Consider the following 17,490-nt stretch of genomic DNA (forward strand, 5'->3'; position numbering starts at 1 on the left):
TTTTATAACACAATAACATGATCTTTAGGGAACGCCAGAGAGACTTTCGTTCCGACTTCTAAAACGGATGGATTGTTCACAAGAAGAACTCCCACTTCTGTTTTCACTTCATACTGATACGCTTTTCCGATGAAGGTTCTTACTAAAATTTCACCTGGAAGAACTCCATCGCCCTCGTTTAAGACTTCGATATGGTCTGGGCGAATCGTTATCTTCACATCTCCTTCCTTGGTATGTTCCCTCGTTTCTAGAACGAGTCCATTCGATAATTGAACGGTGTGATTTTCTTGAACTATTCCTTTGATGAAGTTTTCAAATCCAATAAAACGAGCGACGAACTCCGTCGTTGGATGTTGATAGATTTCTTCAGGTGTACCGTATTGTTCGATAATCCCATTATTCATGACCGCTACCTTATCCGAGATTGAGAAACATTCCTCTTGGTCGTGCGTTACGAATAAAGTCGTAATCTTGAATTGTTGCTGGATGCGTTTGATTTCTAGACGTATTTGAAGTCTAAGTTTTGCATCCAAGTTACTTAACGGTTCGTCTAGTAATAAGAGTTTTGGTTCAATGACCAGTGCTCTGGCTAGTGCCACACGTTGTCTTTGTCCCCCTGACAGTTGTTTTGGATAGCGATTTCCAAGTTCAGCCAAGCCGCACACTTCAAGCATTTTAGCGACTTTCTCATCAATCACTGCTTTACTTTCTTTTCTCACTTTCAATCCGAACGCAACATTTTCAGCCACTGTTAAATGGGGGAATAATGCGTAGCTTTGGAATACCATCCCGAATTGTCGATGGTGGACAGGCACTTTTGTCATATCCTCACCCTCTAATTCAAAGGTTCCGCTATTTTGACTAAGGAGTCCCGCTACAATACGAAGCGTCGTCGTTTTCCCACAACCACTCGGACCGAGTAAGGAAACCAATTCCCCCTTTTCAATCGATAAATTCAAATCTTTTAAAATATGATGTTTATTATCGTAAATCATATTTACATCTGTTAATTTTACAAATGACATATCTTTCTCCTTATGAAATGGAAGCTAAGCCCAACGTTTTTTCAATCGCAATCATAATCCCCATCGTTACAAACATTAAAATCACCGATAATGCTGAAACAGATGGATCGTAGTTAAATTCCATATAACTTAATAAAGTCGTTGGAAGCATGGTCACTCCTGGACCAGATAAGAACATCGATACTGGAACGTTGTTAAATGAGTTCACGAACGAAAGCATGAACGCCGCGAAAATTCCTGAAGTGATATTTGGTAAGAGCACCGTTGCAAAAGCTCTCTTCTTCGTACAACCAAGCGTCCAAGCGGCCTCTTCCATCGACACATCAACTTGTTCCATACTAGAGCCAACGACACGAATCACATATGGGATACTAATGAGGAAGTGCCCAATCAGTAATCCCGGTAGAATTGGGAATTTAAAACTCAAAACAATCATTTGATAGAGGGAATACCCTACGACAATCCCTGGAATCATTGTTGGCGATAAGAAGAAATCCTTCATTAATTTCTTCCCTTTAAAGTGGTCTCTGGATAATACGTACGCTGCAGGCACACCAATCACTAATGCAAGGAGTGTGGCTACAACGCCCACTAGTAAGCTGAGTTGTAAGCTCGACATGAAAGCTTTTGAAGTGAGCGCCATAATATACCAGTCGATGGTAAATCCTTTAATCGGGAAGGTAATAATCGCTTCTGTCCCAAATGAAGTAATCACGATAATCACGAGTGGTAAGAATAGGAATAAGAAGACAATAGTCGCAATCATTGTGAGTAATTTATTTTTACGCAATGTCTCCACCTCGCTTATCCATCGATTTCGCTAAGAGATTCAATGCCTTCATCACGGCAAATGTAATCACAATCATCACAAGTGCAATCACACTCGCACTTGTCCAATCACCAAGCGTTGTCGCGCGTTGGTAAAGTAATGTCGCTAACATCATCTTTTTATTTCCACCTAATAATTGTGGAGTTGTATATGCGGTAAGTGTCCCTGTAAACACGAGAATACTTCCGACAATCATCCCTGGTAGCGACAATGGCAAAATAATCTTGAAGAATCCTTTTAAAGGACTTAACCCAAGCGTTGCCGCCGCTTCTAATAGGTCATCATCAATATTTTCTAGAACTCCCACCAGTGTCATAATCATCGTCGGTAAGAATAAATAAACCGAACCGATAATAATCGAGAAGTCTGTATATAAGAGTGACAATGGCTCGTTAATCACTCCAAACATCATAAGTAGATTATTAATAACTCCGTTTTTACCAAGAATCGTAATCCATGCAAAGCTTCGAATAACAGAGTTTGTTAATAGTGGGAATAGCGTTAATGCAATTAAAATCCCTCTCCATTTCTTCGATACTCCAGAAATGACGTATGCTGCCGGCAAGCCCAAAACAGCACAAAAAATAGTAACGATCAAGGAAATACTAAGCGTACGTCCTAACACCGCCATAAAATAGGAATCTTTGAAAAAATCAATATACAGTTGCAAAGAAAAACTACTTTCTGGGAAAACTGTAGGAATCAAACTACTTAGTAACGGAAGGACTAAGAAAAAGCATAATAGAACAATCCCAGGAAAGAGCAACGTATATCGAACGTTCTTTTTCATAACACATCTCCTTGTTCGTTTTTAGACTTATATTATACGGCTAATTTTAAGAATTTTCAACACGATTTTCAAAAAATCCAAACAAAATTTTATATACGCTCTATTAAATTCGTGTTTAAACCCCTTTTCACCCCGCCATTACCAAATATGGTAATTACCATATTTGGTAATGGCGTCTTCTCCCCTTCCATCTCAACGAGCGCAGAAGAAGCATTAGTGCTTTTAACAAGCTAACTAATCAAAGTTCAAGGATTACAAAAAAGAATCAGTTTATTGAAAGAATAGTGGGATTAGCATTGAAACGAATAAGCAGGAGTAAGGAATTTATTCTTACCGAAAATACTCTATAGAGTTAGACGCAGTAGCTGATTGAATTAAGCTTCATCACTTGTGATTCGCTTAATCCTAATCAGCCTTGCGGGGGTAAGACTACAAAGCAAAACGGGCTCACGCTGTGAGTCCGTTTTTGACTTTGGTCTTACTCCCGGCTTTGAGGCTTCAAAGGCGAGAGACGCCGGCTCGAGCCAATACCCCTTGCCCTTCCTTTTAGCGAGCGTAGAAGAAGTATTCCTACTTTACTAACTCGCACAATAAAAAAGTACGAAGATTAGCTATCTTATGTATAAAAACAAAGATTACCTCGGTTTCTATAATAACAACAATAGCGACTAGTAACCGATGCGAATTACGGATGTGAGAAATTTATTTCCTAGCATCCGTTTGAGGCTCGGTAGGAACTGAGACGCAAGGCTCAGTCCGGTACAGCTATTGTCGTTATTATGAAGATAACCGAAGGTAATCTAAGTTTTTATAGTACTACATAAAATAATCTTCGTACTTACTTTATTTTATCGAATAGATACGTTGTCTAAAGCCACTAATGCTTCTTCTACGCGAGTCATGGCGGACTTAATAACGTCTTCCTCCAACGTCGCATTGCGGTTCACAAACAATAATGAATACGCTAATGATTGGAATCCTTCTGGCACATGTTCCCCTTTATAAACGTCGAATAACGTTACTTTTGATAAGAACTCACCAGCATTTGCACGGATCACATCCACTAACTCAGCATGTGTTAATGAAGTTGGTGCTAAGATCGCGATATCGCGTGTCATACTTGGATATTTCGCAACCGATTGAATCACTGCTTCTTGTAAGTTAGCTGCAAGTAATGGTTCCACATCTAACTCGAAGACGAATGTGTCTTGTAAGTCTAATGCTTTTTGAACCGTTGGATGAACTTTACCGATTAAACCAATCACTTCTCCGTCTAAAAGAATACGTGCTGATTGTCCTGGGTGTAATTCTTCAATATCTGTTAAAGGCTCGAAACGTACACGGTCTAAGCAGTCTAATTGTGCGAAGTACGCTTCTAGAATTCCTTTTACCACATAGAAATCCACTTTCTCTGCTTTATGGTTCCAGTTTGCACTTGTCACGTCTCCTGTTAAAATACCCGCGATGACCTCGTTTTCGATGAAATCTTCACTTCCAGCAGCTCCTAGTTTGAACACACGGCCTGCTTCAAATAATTTCACGTTGTTTTGTGAACGAGCCACGTTGTATTGAACGGCTTCTAATAAACTTGGTAATAGTGATTGACGTAATTCGCTACGGTCTTCACTCATTGGCCAGCTTAAACGCACACTTGTTGCGTCTTTCTTCGTAAACCATTTTGATTTTTCTGGAGTGGTTAACGCATAAGTGTATGCCTGTGAAAGTCCAGCTCCTTGCATGAATTGACGAGTGTAACGGATGAAGCGTTGTTTGTCCGTTAAGCCCCCCACTGTACTTTCAGTTGTTGGTAATGTTGCAGGAATCTTGTCGTATCCGTAAATACGTCCCACTTCTTCCACTAAGTCTGCTTCGATTGAAATATCAAATCTCCATGCAGGGATTTTCACGTCGAAACGTGTTCCTTCTACAGTTGTTGGATATTCTAATTGTGCAAATACTTGTTTCACTTCATCAAGTGTTAAGCTTGTTCCTAAAACGTGGTTTAAGCGTTCTAGAGTGATGCTTACAACTGGTAATTCTAAATCGTAGCTTTGTACAGAAGCAAATTCTTCTTTCACTGTTCCACCACCAAGCTCGGCAATCAATGCTGCAGCGCGTTTTCCGGCTTGAACGATGGTTGCTTTGTTAATGCCTTTTTCAAAACGAGCACTTGATTCGCTACGTAAGTTATGTTTTTGTGAAGCTAGGCGAACTGCTTTAGGATCGAACAAGGCTGCTTCTAATAACACTGTTGTTGTCTCGTCTGAGATTTCAGTATCTAATCCACCCATTACACCAGCTAATGCGACTGGTCGGCCACCTGAAGTAATCACGATTTCGTTTTCTAATGTACGTTCTTCCCCATCTAAAGTCACTACTGTTTCGCCTTCAGTTGCGCGACGGACATGGATGGCTTTTTCAGGTAATTTATCGTAGTCAAATGCATGGAGCGGTTGACCGTATTCCATTAAGATGTAGTTTGTTACGTCCACTAGATTATTGATTGGACGAACACCTGCTGCGATTAAACGGTTTTGCATCCATTGTGGACTTGGAGCCACTTTAACACCTTCGATTAAGAATGCGTGGTATGCAGGAGCGTCTGCTTCGTTTTCTACAGAAACTGTAACAACGCCTGGAATTTCAGAAGAAGTTCCTTTTTCGAATGCATCTGGTTCTAAATTGTTCTTCAAGTTGTAAATCGCACCAATTTCGTGAACAGAACCGCGCATGCTTAACGCATCAGAACGGTTTGCAGTGATGTCTAGTTCCACGATTGCTGAGTCAAGCGCTAATGCACAAACTGCGTCGCTTCCCACTTCGATGCTGTCATCTGTGAAGACGTAAATTCCATCCTCGTATTCTTTTGGTACTAAGTTACTTGGCACACCAATTTCTTGCAATGAACATATCATTCCTTGAGATTCTACGCCACGTAGTTTCCCACGTTTAATTTTATGACCGCCGGCAATGCGTGCACCGTGAGTCGCCACGATCACCTTTTGACCTGCCGCGATATTTGGAGCACCACACACGATTTGAAGAGGCTCGTCAGCTCCTACTTCAACTGTAACAACGTGTAAGTGATCTGAATCTGGATGGTCAACCACTTCTGTTGCTAAACCAACCACTAGTCCTTTTAAGCCTTCGCCTGGAACCGTTACGCTATCGACTTCGATTCCTGTACGAGACATTTTTTCTCCTAATTCTTGAGGAGTGACTTGTGATAAATCAATATATTCATTTAACCATTCGTATGATAATTTCATGTTCTTCCTCCTCTTATGATTCTTTCGTAAATTGGCTTAAGAAACGTACATCGTTTGTATATAATGAACGAATATCTTCAATCCCATATTTCAACATTGCGATACGGTCTTGGCCTAATCCGAAGGCAAATCCACCGTAAACACTTGAATCCACACCAGCAGCTTCAAGGACGTTTGGATGCACCATACCACTACCTAATACTTCAATCCAACCTGTTCCTTTACATACAGAACAGCCTTCTCCACCGCATTTGAAGCAGCTAATATCCACTTCTAGAGATGGCTCCGTGAATGGGAAGTAACTTGGGCGAAGACGCACTTCACGGTCTTCCCCGAACATTTCTTTAGCAAATGCCTCAAGAGTCCCTTTTAAGTCTGACATCGTAATGTGTTTATCGATCACAAGACCTTCGATTTGATAGAACTGATGTGAGTGAGTCGCATCATCGTTATCACGACGGAATACACGACCCGGACTTAACATCTTCAATGGGCCTTTTGTAAAGTCATGTTTCTCCATTGTACGAGCTTGTACTGGAGAAGTTTGTGTACGAAGTAAGTACTCAGGAGTGATGTAGAATGTATCTTGCATATCACGCGCTGGGTGATCTTTTGGCAAGTTCATCATCTCAAAGTTATAGTGGTCTGATTCCACTTCTGGGCCTTCTACGACTTGGTATCCAAGGCCGATGAAGAAATCTTCTACTTGGTCTTGAACATGCGCTAATACATGAGCAGTTCCACGTTCGACTGGACGTCCTGGCATTGTGACGTCGATCGTTTCAGATTGTAACGCTTCTTCTAACGCTTTTGCTTCAAGCACTTCTTTAACAGAAGCGATTTTTTCTTCTAATACAGAACGTAATTCATTAGCAAGAGCCCCTACTTTTGGTTTCTCTTCGTTGGCTAAGTTTTTAATGTTTTTAAGAACTTCAGTGATTGGTCCTTTTTTCCCTAATTGTTGTACACGAATTTGATCGAGCTCTTTTAAGTTTGTTACTTCTTCTAACGAAGCAAGCACATCTTTACGAATCGCATCAAACTGCACTTTCATTTCTTCTAAATTCATTGTATTCCTCCTTATAAAATAAAAATCCCTTATAGCCAATAGACTATAAGGGACGAAATTTCGCGGTACCACCCTTGTTCCTTGAGACAGGCTCAAGACACTTGGACGCTGTTAACGGGGGCGACCCGAACCATTATTCATCAGTGAATCCCAATGGTCACTCCGGAAGTGAAAAGTTTGAAACGTGACTTGGAAGACTTGCAGTCAGGATCTTCCTCCCTGAAAAGCTTTGTTAAAAACCCTTTTCCATCAATGTGTTTTCTATATATGCTTTATCCTATCATAATGACGTGAAAATGAAAAGAAAAACTAATCTTTTTCATCATAGGTCCGTTCCCCAATAATATATCGAGGACGCTCTTTGGCTTCTAAATAAATCTTACCGATGTATTCACCGATAACACCAAGACTGATTAACTGTACCCCGCCAAGTAGACTGACAATGGCATAAGTACTCGCCCATCCAGCAACGGAGTTATTTGAGAATTTAGCCCAAAGCACCCAAATAATTAACGCAAAGCTGAAGAATGAAGTTAGAACGCCGATTGCAGTAATGATTCGAATTGGTTTAATGGATAAACTTGTAATTCCGTCAATTGCTAATCCAAGCATTTTTGATAGTGGATAGTGACTTTCTCCAGCAATACGTTCATGACGTTTGTAAGTCACATAGGAATACTTAAAGCCTACAAGTGGCATAATTCCTCGAAGGAATAAGTTTACCTCTTTGAATTTCTTTAATTCTTGAATAAAACGTTTAGAGACGAGACGATAGTCCGCATGATTGAAGACGACGTCCGCACCAAACAGATGCATTACTTTATAGAAACCTTCAGCAGTAATACGTTTAAAAGCAGAATCCGTATCACGATTATCACGAACACCGTAAACGATCTCTGAACCATCTTTAAATTCTTCAACCATTTTGTCCATACAGTTAATATCATCTTGACCATCTGCGTCAATCGTAATAACGATATCTGCAAATTTAGCAGCTTCTTCCATCCCTGCTAAAACACTACTTTGATGCCCTCGATTTCTGCTTTGTGCAATTCCGACAACATGACTATTTTCTTTTGCATATTGTTGAATTAATTCCCACGTTTGATCTTTACTCCCATCATTGACATACATGACTTTACTGCTCGAATGTACTTGTCCCGTATTGATTAAAGATTCAATTTTTTCAATAAACATGGGATTCGTATACGGCAGAACCTTCTCTTCGTTATAGCAAGGAATAACGATATATAAAATTGGGTTATTTCTATTCATTTTTTTCTCCTAAAACTTGTATTCCAAAGGGGAAATTGGTCCCTCTAAATATTCTCACAATAATTTCACAACCGATAATAGCTAAAAGTGTTGTAAGTGCTGTTGAAACATATCCATTTATAAATATACCTGTATATTTTGAAGCCAATTGTCCCACTAGTTTTTCAACAAGCACAAGAACAATTGGTGAATGGACCCCATAATAAATCAACGTCTTCCGCCCAATTGCTTTACACCACTCAACTTCAGGAATAACTTTAAAAAAAGTAATCGTAGCCCAAATTGCTGAAATAGCGGCTATGTAAAATAAAAAATGATTGCCTATTTGTTGGTAGTATAAATCTACTTTATAGCCACTTAGTCTATAGTTTAATAAGCCTATTGTTATACTGATTATGGAAGCAATCGGTAAAAACTTAAGTGTTAAGTACTTTTCAATCAATGATAAATGTTTTCTGGTAATCACGCCTAATAAAATAAAGATAGTAGACACTGGAACTAAATCCCAGTTCCAAATTAAATACCAGTTTGCTTCATAAACTTTCTGACCTATGAAAACTAGGAGTATTAAACCAATAGCAACGGCTATTTGAAACTTCACTTCTTGCGCATATTTTAAAATAAAATAACAAACTATTTCAGATAAAAATAATACATTTAAAAACCATAATTGGAAATAAATATGCAATCTATCCGAGAAAAGTAATTGTTTAGCAAATCGGATTACATTAAAACTTAACACTTGGTCAGGATATAAAATAAAAAGTTGCACCAAAAATACAAATACATTCATTAAAATAAAAGGTACAACGATCCCTTTAAACTTATTCCAGAAAAAAGTACAGAAATTTTTATATTTATCTATCGAAAATGTAAAGCCCGATAAAAAGAAAAATAAAGGAATGTGGAATAGATAAACGATTGTTCTACCCGTTTTCGGTGTAAAGGTTATATGTCCAATAATTACTAAAATAATGGCTAATCCTTTTGCCATATCAATATAACCAATTCTCTTTTGCATTTTTTTCTCCTTATTTTTCTTTTAGTTTAAAAATACTCATCTCAGCTGTTACTTTCTCAACCTCTTCAAAGTAGACATTTTTGTTGTAATGTTCCTTCATAATTCTAATGACACTATCCATATTCCCAGAATCTTTTGCCCAAAAGAAAATAACATTATCGTTATCAATTGAAGAAGATAATAAATTTTCAGAATCATCAATCTTATAGCTATTTAATAATTGACGATAATGAGGTGAAAAAGTCTGCCAATTTCCTAGTGTCGTTGTATGATTAACAACTTGCCCGGATCGAATTCTGAAGGTAGATAGTGAAGGTTGGGAATTTACAAGTGTCCCATATCCTCCAAATACAATCAGTTGATTTGGATGGTCTTTCACCACTTGATAATATGTAGTATTCATTGAATCAGTAATTGTTGGGAACCAATACCATTCCTGATTCATAAATTCTAACCATTTATATCCTGTGACCAGTAAAAGCCCTTGTACACATAAAAATAAAACTTTCTTTTTAAACCATTTTCTTTTCTCATAGAAAACAGGTGAATAAATCAAAAAGAACATTAAAAATGATACCATCAATGGTAAATAAACCCTTTCTACCACCCTCTGCCGAACAAAGAGTGCTCCGATTAAAATAAACGGAGTAATGGGTAATAACCACGCCCATATATTTTTTGGTCTAAAAAGAAGTAGCCAAACAGAAAATAATATGAGATAGGCTACTAGGATAATATTTTGAAAATAATCAATGATAAACTGAGGGATATCAAAGGAATATTTCTCTGTAATTGAACGGACTGACTGAATTTTTTCCAACATTTCATTATTCAAAGCTCTTTTTTCGGCGAACAACCAATAAGTCGAAACTTTTAAGTCATTTTCACTAATACCCATTTTTTCAAATTCTTCACGGTGCTTATCATAACTAATTTCTGGGAAATCTCTAAGATTAGTACTTAGTTCATTCCATTTAAGATACTCCTGAACATCTGGTCGAGTCATCGAATAAACTTTATTGGATATATTAATGGATAATACAATCCCTATAAGAATAAGCATTTCCTTCCATTTCTTATTCTTTAGAATCTCATAAATAAGGAAGGGTAAAACCAACACGATCAAACTAGACGCAATTTGAGGTCTGATTGAAATTCCTACTACTACAGTCAATATTCCCATTACTAGAGACTGATTAAATAATAATAAAATTCCTGCTGCTGCAACTAAGTATGAGATTACAGAAAACGAAAAATACTTAATCAGCACACATTGCATAAGAAGTGTTAACGGAATCAATACATATAATTTTTTCTTATAGAAAAAGTCGTTAAAAACACTGATGCTTCCACAGTATGTCGCAACCAGAAAAATAAAATAAATATTCCAATTCTGGAAAATCTTTTGAAGAGCTACGAGAATAGAGGATAGTCCTATTCCCATGTATGGCAACAGCATACTTTCATGAGACAAAATGGTTTGGTTAATCATAATGTCATCTACAACTGGATACTCAAATCCCTTATGCCAAATATACGCATAAAATAGTAAAAATGGAATAGACCACAATGCTATTCTAATTCCTTTATTTAGTTTCATTTATGAATCCTCTTTGTTTTAAATATCAATCATTACTATACCATTTTTTTTAGCTATACACCACGTTTAAAAGAACATTTGAATCGCAATCACAATGATTAAAATCACAATAACAGAAACCAGCCATACATTTAGAAAATGATTGTATCTTCTAAGTCCTGATTTTGGCGTGCGGTGAGGTTGTAAGCGATCTGCCTCTCGTTCAGAATAAAAGTCTTCTTCGATTCCAGAAGAAGACTCACGACTCTCTCTTCGCTCTTGCCTAGTTTCTAGTTCTTCTAACTCTCGATTCTGTTTTTCTAATTGTTCTTTATACGATTTTCTCGTTAATAAAGGTTCATTTGGCATTGATTATTCTCCTTTATGCATCCAAGCATATTGTGCTGCAATAATCGTCTTCGCGTCCGCAATTTCACCCGTTTGGATTTTTTGCATCACTTCTTCGAGTGGCATCCATAAGATTTCAACAAATTCATCTTCGTCTGCTGGTTTCGCATTTTCTTTGACCGTCACATTTTTTGCTTGGAATAATGTAATTTTCTCATCGCAGAATCCAGGGGTAGAGACCATTTCCATCATCTTCACCCATTCTTCGGCAACTAGGTTTGTTTCTTCTTCTAATTCACGTTTTGCGGCTTCTAGAGGCACTTCTTCCTTCGAGTCTAATTTCCCTGCTGGAATTTCCAAGAAGTGCATTTCTAATGGTTTTCTATATTGACGAACGAGTAGCATCTTTCCGTCACGAATCACGAGTACTGCTACTGCTCCCGTATGAAATACGAGGTCTCGCGTAGAAGTTTTCCCATTCGGTAGCTCTACGATATCTTGTGTTACTGTAAAAATACGTCCTGAATATTTAATATCTCTTTGAATTGTTTTTTCTGTAAAATCCATAATTTCGCCTCCATTTTGCTTTATTATAATTGGTTTTAAGCATTTCAACAATCGATTTTACTAAACTTTAAAGACAAAAAATGAGTGATAAAACTATCACTCATTTTCGAATTATTGTCTGTTATTTTGTTGTACTTGTGTATTTACTGTTGCAGCATTGGTTTCAGAATTACTTCTTTTACCAAAATAAGCTTCATACACTTTTTTAGCAATTTTAGCAGCATAATCTGATGGGTATCCATCTTTAAAGTATGGTGCTACTACAGACACAACAATTTCAGGATTATCATACGGAGCGTATGAAATGAATGTTGAGTTTTCTACAGCCTCATTCTTATAAGCAGGATTTGGCCCAGAATAGAATGCTTCTACAGTCCCTGTTTTACCAGCTACTTCTGGTGAGTAATTTTTGAAAGTAGAAGAAGAAGTTCCATTCTCCCCATGAGTAACACGGTATAGTCCTTCTTTAATATGATCCAGAATTTTCTTCTCTACTTGAAGAGTATTCATAATTTTGGTTGGAATGACATCTTCTAAGTTTCCAATTCCACCTTTAGGGCTCGTTTCATGAATTTCTTTCACTAAACGAGGAGCAATACGTGTTCCTCCATTTGCAATGGTCGACATATATTGAGCTAATTGAAGCGGTGTATATAAGTCAAACTGACCGAACGCAAAGTCAAGTGCAGAAAAGGCATCGGCTGTTCCACCATTATATCCTTTTCCTTCATTTGGAAGATCAATTCCGGTTCTTACACCCAAACCAAATTGAGCATAATACTCACGTAATTTATCAAATAGGCTTAAATTGATATTCAATTTTCCGCCTTTAACATATTCTGCTTGTCCGCCCATTTTCATCGCTAATTTAATCATATAGACGTTTGAAGAGCGTTCCAATGCATCTAAATCTGTCAATTCAATTTGTCCATTGCGGTTAAACCATGAACTCTTCGGTTTAGAAGCTTCAAATTCAATCGGTTCATCGACTATTTTATTGTCTTCAAGAGTCAACGCTCCATCCATATAACCAGATAAGACCGTTGCTGGTTTAACAACCGACCCCATTCCAAATGAGTTGTTAATCGCTCCTAAAGCATCGTCTTCCACTCCATTGGATTGGAAATTCCCATCAAATTTCTTTTTCTTACCCGTAATTCCTAGAACGTCTCCATTTTTAGGATTCATTACTACGATATACACGCGATCAGCAGCTGGGTCCGTCATTTCTTCAACAGAAGTTTTGGCAATTTCTTCTATTTTTTTCTGGAATTCAGTATCAATGGTTAATACTAAATTAGAACCTGCTTTCCCTGGATAGGTTTCGTTATTTTTGATGATCTGTCCTTTTGTATTCGTTTGGGATTGAACGACAGTCTTAGATCCACTTAACACAGTTTCATACTGTTCTTCTAGATAACTCGTTCCGACACGATCGTTCAGTGAATATCCTTGAGCTAATAATGATTTTACTTTTGATGAAGGTAGACCTGTTTTTTCAGAGGAAACCGTTCCAAGGATTGTTTTTAACATATCCCCCATTGGATACTCACGGTCCCAATCAGAATCAATATCTACTCCTCGAAGCTCGCCTAATCGTTCACTGATTTTTGCGACTTCTTGCTCGGTTACTCCTTCATTTTTCAGCGTAACTGTTGAAAGAGAATAAGCACTATTCATCTTTGTAAAAATAGCAATCACTTGTTTTTCAGCTTCACTATAGTTTAACTCATCTGAAGAAATATGAGCTAATTGCATCTCATACGTTTGGCTTGAAGAGAGATTTTCTTTTGAAATTTGTTTCTTTTCTTCAGCTGTCAGTAATCCATCTAATTTGTCAGGATTTAAAGCCACCCAATAATCTTTTAAATCACGCTCTTTTAATTCAGAAGTATCTACTGAAATCAAAGAGGTTAATTTTTTGGCGATTTCTAACATTTTTGAGGACTTCGCATCCGCAGGTCTTGTATAGTTAATCGATAATTTAGTCTTGTTTCCTACTAAAACTCGACCTTGGCTATCATAGATAGATCCTCGAGGAACAGCTTTTTTGGAAGTGGTGGTTTCAGTTCGTTGAACGAGAGCAACAAACTCATCCCCTTTAACTAATTGGACATACGCCAAACGGCTAATCAACGCAATAAATGAAAAGAAAACAATTAAAAATAATAAATTTAAACGAAATGGAATATGTGATTTTTTCTTTTTGTTTTTTGATTTTCTTTTATTCAACATAATAAACTCCATGCATATTCTAGTAACTCATAACAGTATACCATAAATTCCTATTTGAACTATATAAAAAGGGGTTAATTAATTACTAAGATTTTGGACTCTACTACCCATTTTTTCGTGCAGCAAATCCAATAACGTGCTATGCTATCATTGAATACAACTAAGGAGATTTCTATGAAAACTGAGCGCAATTGGAATAAAAGAAAATACTACAGCCTTAGTATTTTTATCCCATTATTCCTCCTTCTTTTTATATTTATTCTTTTTTCAATAACCCCATTTGGAAATCGCACTTGGCTAACCGTCGATTTGGGGCAACAATACGTCGATTTCTTTGCTTATTATCAGGATACTCTATTACATCATCCTGAACAGTTCTTTTATAGCTTTTCCAAATCCATCGGTGGAGAGATGGTAAGCTTATGGTCTTATTATTTATTAAGTCCCTTTAACTTGATTTTTCTTATAATTCCAAAATCACATATTACAATAGGAGTCTCACTTCTAATTCTCTTGAAACTCATTTTTTGTACGGTCAGCTTTGCCTATCTTTTGGATAAGAAATTTGGAAAAAGAGATTTGAACGCACTTCTATTTGGACTTTCTTATGGGTTTATGAGTTATCTATCGGTTAATCAACTCAATATCATGTGGCTAGATGCCTTGATTGGTCTTCCAGTCATTTTATTAGGGGTCGACTCGCTCATTAACAATGAAAATCCGATTCGGTATATTCTTCCATTGGCAATCACCGTTTTAGCTAATTATTACACAGGATATATGATTTGCCTCTTTTTAGTGTTTTATTTCCCTTATGCCTACTTGCTTGAAAAAGGAAGCTTTCAATGGAAGGATTTTCTTAAAACCGGAGCTCGTTTTGCTTTATACAGTATATTAGCGATTGGGCTCATTATGATTGTTCTACTTCCAAGTGCTTATAGTTTACTTGGAAGTAAAGGAGCAGCAAAGCAAAGTCTCTGGTCTCTAAAATCAGAATACAATCCTTGGTTGATACTCTCAAAATTATTCATTGGTAGTTTTGACTTTCAGCAAATGCCTAAAGGATACCCAAATATTTTTGTTGGTAGCTTGGCACTCTTTTCCTTTTTTACCTATTTTACTCATAAGAAAATTAGACTCGCTGAAAAAATCATCGCCTTTGTCATTACTCTCTTCTTTTTAGTGAGTTTTAATATCGATTTTTTAGATCGAATTTGGCATGCTGGTCAACTTCCGAATTGGTATCCTTACCGTTTCTCATTCTTATTTAGTTTCTGGATTGTTTACATCGGGTATCAACAAACATTGAAGTTCTCAAAGATTTCAATGTTTGAAGCTTTTACATTTTTCTTTTTTATGCTTGCCATCAGCATCGGTTTCATCCTTTATCCTCAATCTTACCTTCAATCCTGGCAAATTGTCCTAGGGTTTGGAATTTCAATGGGTATTCTCTATGGATTAATTACTCAAACCAGATTCCAGAAGCGTTCTCGTAGGTTATGGATTAGTTTAGTCCTCATTGAACTTGTGTTGAATAGTGGAATTAACTTAGCTAGACTGGGATATGTGATGAATTCAGATTTCACTAACTATCAAGCCTCTTTAGAGCTTTGGAGCAAATCTCTATCAGCGCCTGACAACACGTTCTTTAGAAGTGAAAAAACAATTGCGCGTTCCAAAAACGATAATCTTCAAGTTCCTACTTACGGAATCTCTCATTTTTCATCTACCTTTGAGAAAGAAAGTGAACGTTTCTTTGAAGCTATCGGTGTTCGACAAGGAGTGGCCTACGTAAGTTATAGTAATGGAACGTTATTAACGGATGCCCTTCTTGGAATTAAAACAAGTTTTATCGCAAATAATCAGGCTTCTTATAATCATCGCTGGGAAAGAAAAGATTTAGAAACGATGGACGTTGCACAGCAATTTGAAGAAGGTACTGTTGTTCAAAATGACAATGTTCTTTCTATTGCTTATCCAATGAAACCCATATTAAAAGCGATGAAAGTCCCCGTTAATCAGCCGGTGGCCATGCAAAATCAATTATCTAACGCTCTTGCAGGAACCCATTCACCAAAGGATATTTTCACGAGAATTCCTTCTCAAATGGCTTACAGTAATATTAAAGGTCGCCCTTTTGCTCACCAAACGATACAGTTGGAAAATAGTGAAGAAAAAGGGAGCATTACATTAACCTTCACGCCAGAAACCGATAATCCTATCTATTTAGAATTAGCGGGAGATATGGAAGAAGATAGTTTCACGATGACCCTAAATGGAAAAGAGTATTTCTTTTATCCTGTTGAATCAAGACCCGTTCTTTTAAGTATTGCTTCCAAGAAAAAAGGAAGCCCTCAAACGATAGAGTTCACGATTCAAAAGGATCAATTTTCATTTACAAGATTGAATCTTTATTCCTTAAATGAAACATTATTACAAGATAGAATTCAACAAACGAAAGCTCAAGAATTAAAAATAGATACCTTCTCCTCTACCCATTTTTCTGGAACGATGACGGTAGAAGAAGAAAGCACGGTTTTAACGACGATTCCTTACTCAATAGGATGGACGGTTCGTGTAGATGGTCAACCTGTAGAAACTTATAAAATCCTCGATTCTCTTCTTGGATTTAGTATTTCCCCAGGAAAACATTCTGTCGAATATCATTATACGACTCCTTATCTGATTGAAGGTTCAATGATTAGCTTTGCTTCTTTTGTGTTTATTATTCTGATTTTGTTAACCAGACGCAAAAAGACCGATGACTCCTAGGAGACATCGGTCTTCGTTTTTTATAGATTATTTTGCAGCTTCGAAACGACGAGCTACTTCATCCCAGTTCACAACATTCCAGAATGCTGAAATGTAGTCTGGACGACGGTTTTGGTAGTTTAAGTAGTATGCATGTTCCCATACATCTAATCCTAATAATGGAGTTTTGCCTTCTGATAGAGGGTTATCTTGGTTTGGAGTAGAAACGACTTCTAATTTTCCGTTAGAAAGAACTAACCAAGCCCAACCAGACCCAAAACGAGTTGCTGCTGCTTGCGCGAATGTTGCTTTAAATTCGTCGAAGCTTCCGAATGCTTCGTTGATAGCTGCTAATAAAGCACCTTCTGGAGCTTTTGCACCTTCTAGAGATAATTGAGTCCAGAATAAGCTATGGTTTGCATGTCCACCACCATTGTTGCGAACAGCTACACGGATATCTTCTGGAACAGCGTTTAAATCGCTAATTAATTCTTCAACTGTTTTTTCGAATAATTCAGGGTGTTTTTCTACCGCTGCGTTTAAGTTTGTAACATATGTATTGTGATGTTTATCATGGTGGATTTCCATTGTACGTGCATCAAAATGTGGTTCTAATACGTCAAATGCGTATTCTAATTTTGGTAATTCATAAGTCATTACTAGATTCCTCCTAATTTTAAATACAGTTTTGAAAACTGTTTCTTTCTTTAATTATCATACCATCCACTAAAC

The 17,490-nt window shown here is 37.2% G+C and carries 13 protein-coding genes; 1 reads left to right on the forward strand and 12 read right to left on the reverse strand.

From position 1 onward, the window contains the following. Positions 1-2: 2 nt before the first annotated feature. The 11 genes from ADH99_RS04780 to ADH99_RS04830 form a co-directional block, all read right to left on the reverse strand. Positions 3-1,025 (reverse strand): ABC transporter ATP-binding protein, encoded by a 1,023-nt coding sequence (locus tag ADH99_RS04780; RefSeq protein ID WP_049555264.1) that lies wholly within the window; start codon positions 1,023-1,025, stop codon positions 3-5. A 10-nt stretch (positions 1,026-1,035) separates the two neighbouring features. Continuing rightward, positions 1,036-1,815 carry an ABC transporter permease gene (locus ADH99_RS04785; protein WP_049555265.1) on the reverse strand — a complete coding sequence of 260 codons (780 nt, stop codon included), beginning with the start codon at positions 1,813-1,815 and terminating at the stop codon, positions 1,036-1,038. After that, on the reverse strand, positions 1,808-2,644 hold the full coding sequence (locus tag ADH99_RS04790; RefSeq protein ID WP_049555266.1) for an ABC transporter permease: 837 nt from the start codon (positions 2,642-2,644) through the stop codon (positions 1,808-1,810). The genes ADH99_RS04785 and ADH99_RS04790 overlap by 8 nt, the downstream gene beginning before the upstream one ends. Positions 2,645-3,492: 848 nt before the next feature. Continuing rightward, complete coding sequence (gene pheT / locus ADH99_RS04795; RefSeq protein ID WP_049555267.1) at positions 3,493-5,913, reverse strand: phenylalanine--tRNA ligase subunit beta; 2,421 nt, start codon at positions 5,911-5,913, stop codon at positions 3,493-3,495. A 13-nt stretch (positions 5,914-5,926) separates the two neighbouring features. Continuing rightward, a complete protein-coding gene (gene pheS / locus ADH99_RS04800) occupies positions 5,927-6,982 on the reverse strand; it encodes a phenylalanine--tRNA ligase subunit alpha (protein ID WP_049555268.1) in 1,056 nt (351 codons plus the stop codon). 309 nt (positions 6,983-7,291) lie between these two features. Further along, entirely contained in the window at positions 7,292-8,257 is a 966-nt protein-coding gene (locus tag ADH99_RS04805; protein ID WP_049555269.1) for a glycosyltransferase family 2 protein, read from the reverse strand. Next, the gene (locus ADH99_RS04810; protein WP_049555270.1) at positions 8,250-9,278 is read right to left on the reverse strand and encodes an acyltransferase family protein; all 1,029 of its coding nucleotides are present in this window, start codon (positions 9,276-9,278) and stop codon (positions 8,250-8,252) included. Before ADH99_RS04810 ends, ADH99_RS04805 begins: the two co-directional genes overlap by 8 nt. 10 nt (positions 9,279-9,288) lie before the next feature. After that, positions 9,289-10,878 carry a hypothetical protein gene (locus ADH99_RS04815; protein ID WP_049555271.1) on the reverse strand — a complete coding sequence of 530 codons (1,590 nt, stop codon included), beginning with the start codon at positions 10,876-10,878 and terminating at the stop codon, positions 9,289-9,291. A gap of 66 nt (positions 10,879-10,944) precedes the next feature. Continuing rightward, complete coding sequence (locus tag ADH99_RS04820; protein WP_049555272.1) at positions 10,945-11,226, reverse strand: hypothetical protein; 282 nt, start codon at positions 11,224-11,226, stop codon at positions 10,945-10,947. Positions 11,227-11,229: 3 nt separating this feature from the next. Beyond that, positions 11,230-11,772 carry an NUDIX domain-containing protein gene (locus ADH99_RS04825; protein ID WP_049555273.1) on the reverse strand — a complete coding sequence of 181 codons (543 nt, stop codon included), beginning with the start codon at positions 11,770-11,772 and terminating at the stop codon, positions 11,230-11,232. A gap of 111 nt (positions 11,773-11,883) precedes the next feature. Then, on the reverse strand, positions 11,884-14,007 hold the full coding sequence (locus ADH99_RS04830; RefSeq protein WP_244266380.1) for a peptidoglycan D,D-transpeptidase FtsI family protein: 2,124 nt from the start codon (positions 14,005-14,007) through the stop codon (positions 11,884-11,886). Between the two features lie 174 nt (positions 14,008-14,181). On the opposite strand from ADH99_RS04830, the gene ADH99_RS04835 reads away from it, so the two are divergent. Beyond that, on the forward strand, positions 14,182-16,779 hold the full coding sequence (locus ADH99_RS04835; RefSeq protein WP_049555275.1) for a YfhO family protein: 2,598 nt from the start codon (positions 14,182-14,184) through the stop codon (positions 16,777-16,779). A gap of 27 nt (positions 16,780-16,806) precedes the next feature. On the opposite strand, the gene ADH99_RS04840 is transcribed toward ADH99_RS04835, so the two are convergent. Beyond that, complete coding sequence (locus ADH99_RS04840) at positions 16,807-17,415, reverse strand: superoxide dismutase (protein ID WP_049555276.1); 609 nt, start codon at positions 17,413-17,415, stop codon at positions 16,807-16,809. Positions 17,416-17,490 lie beyond the last annotated feature (75 nt).

The organism is Granulicatella sp. 572.rep1_STHE (assembly GCF_001073445.1).
Classification (GTDB): domain Bacteria; phylum Bacillota; class Bacilli; order Lactobacillales; family Aerococcaceae; genus Granulicatella; species Granulicatella adiacens.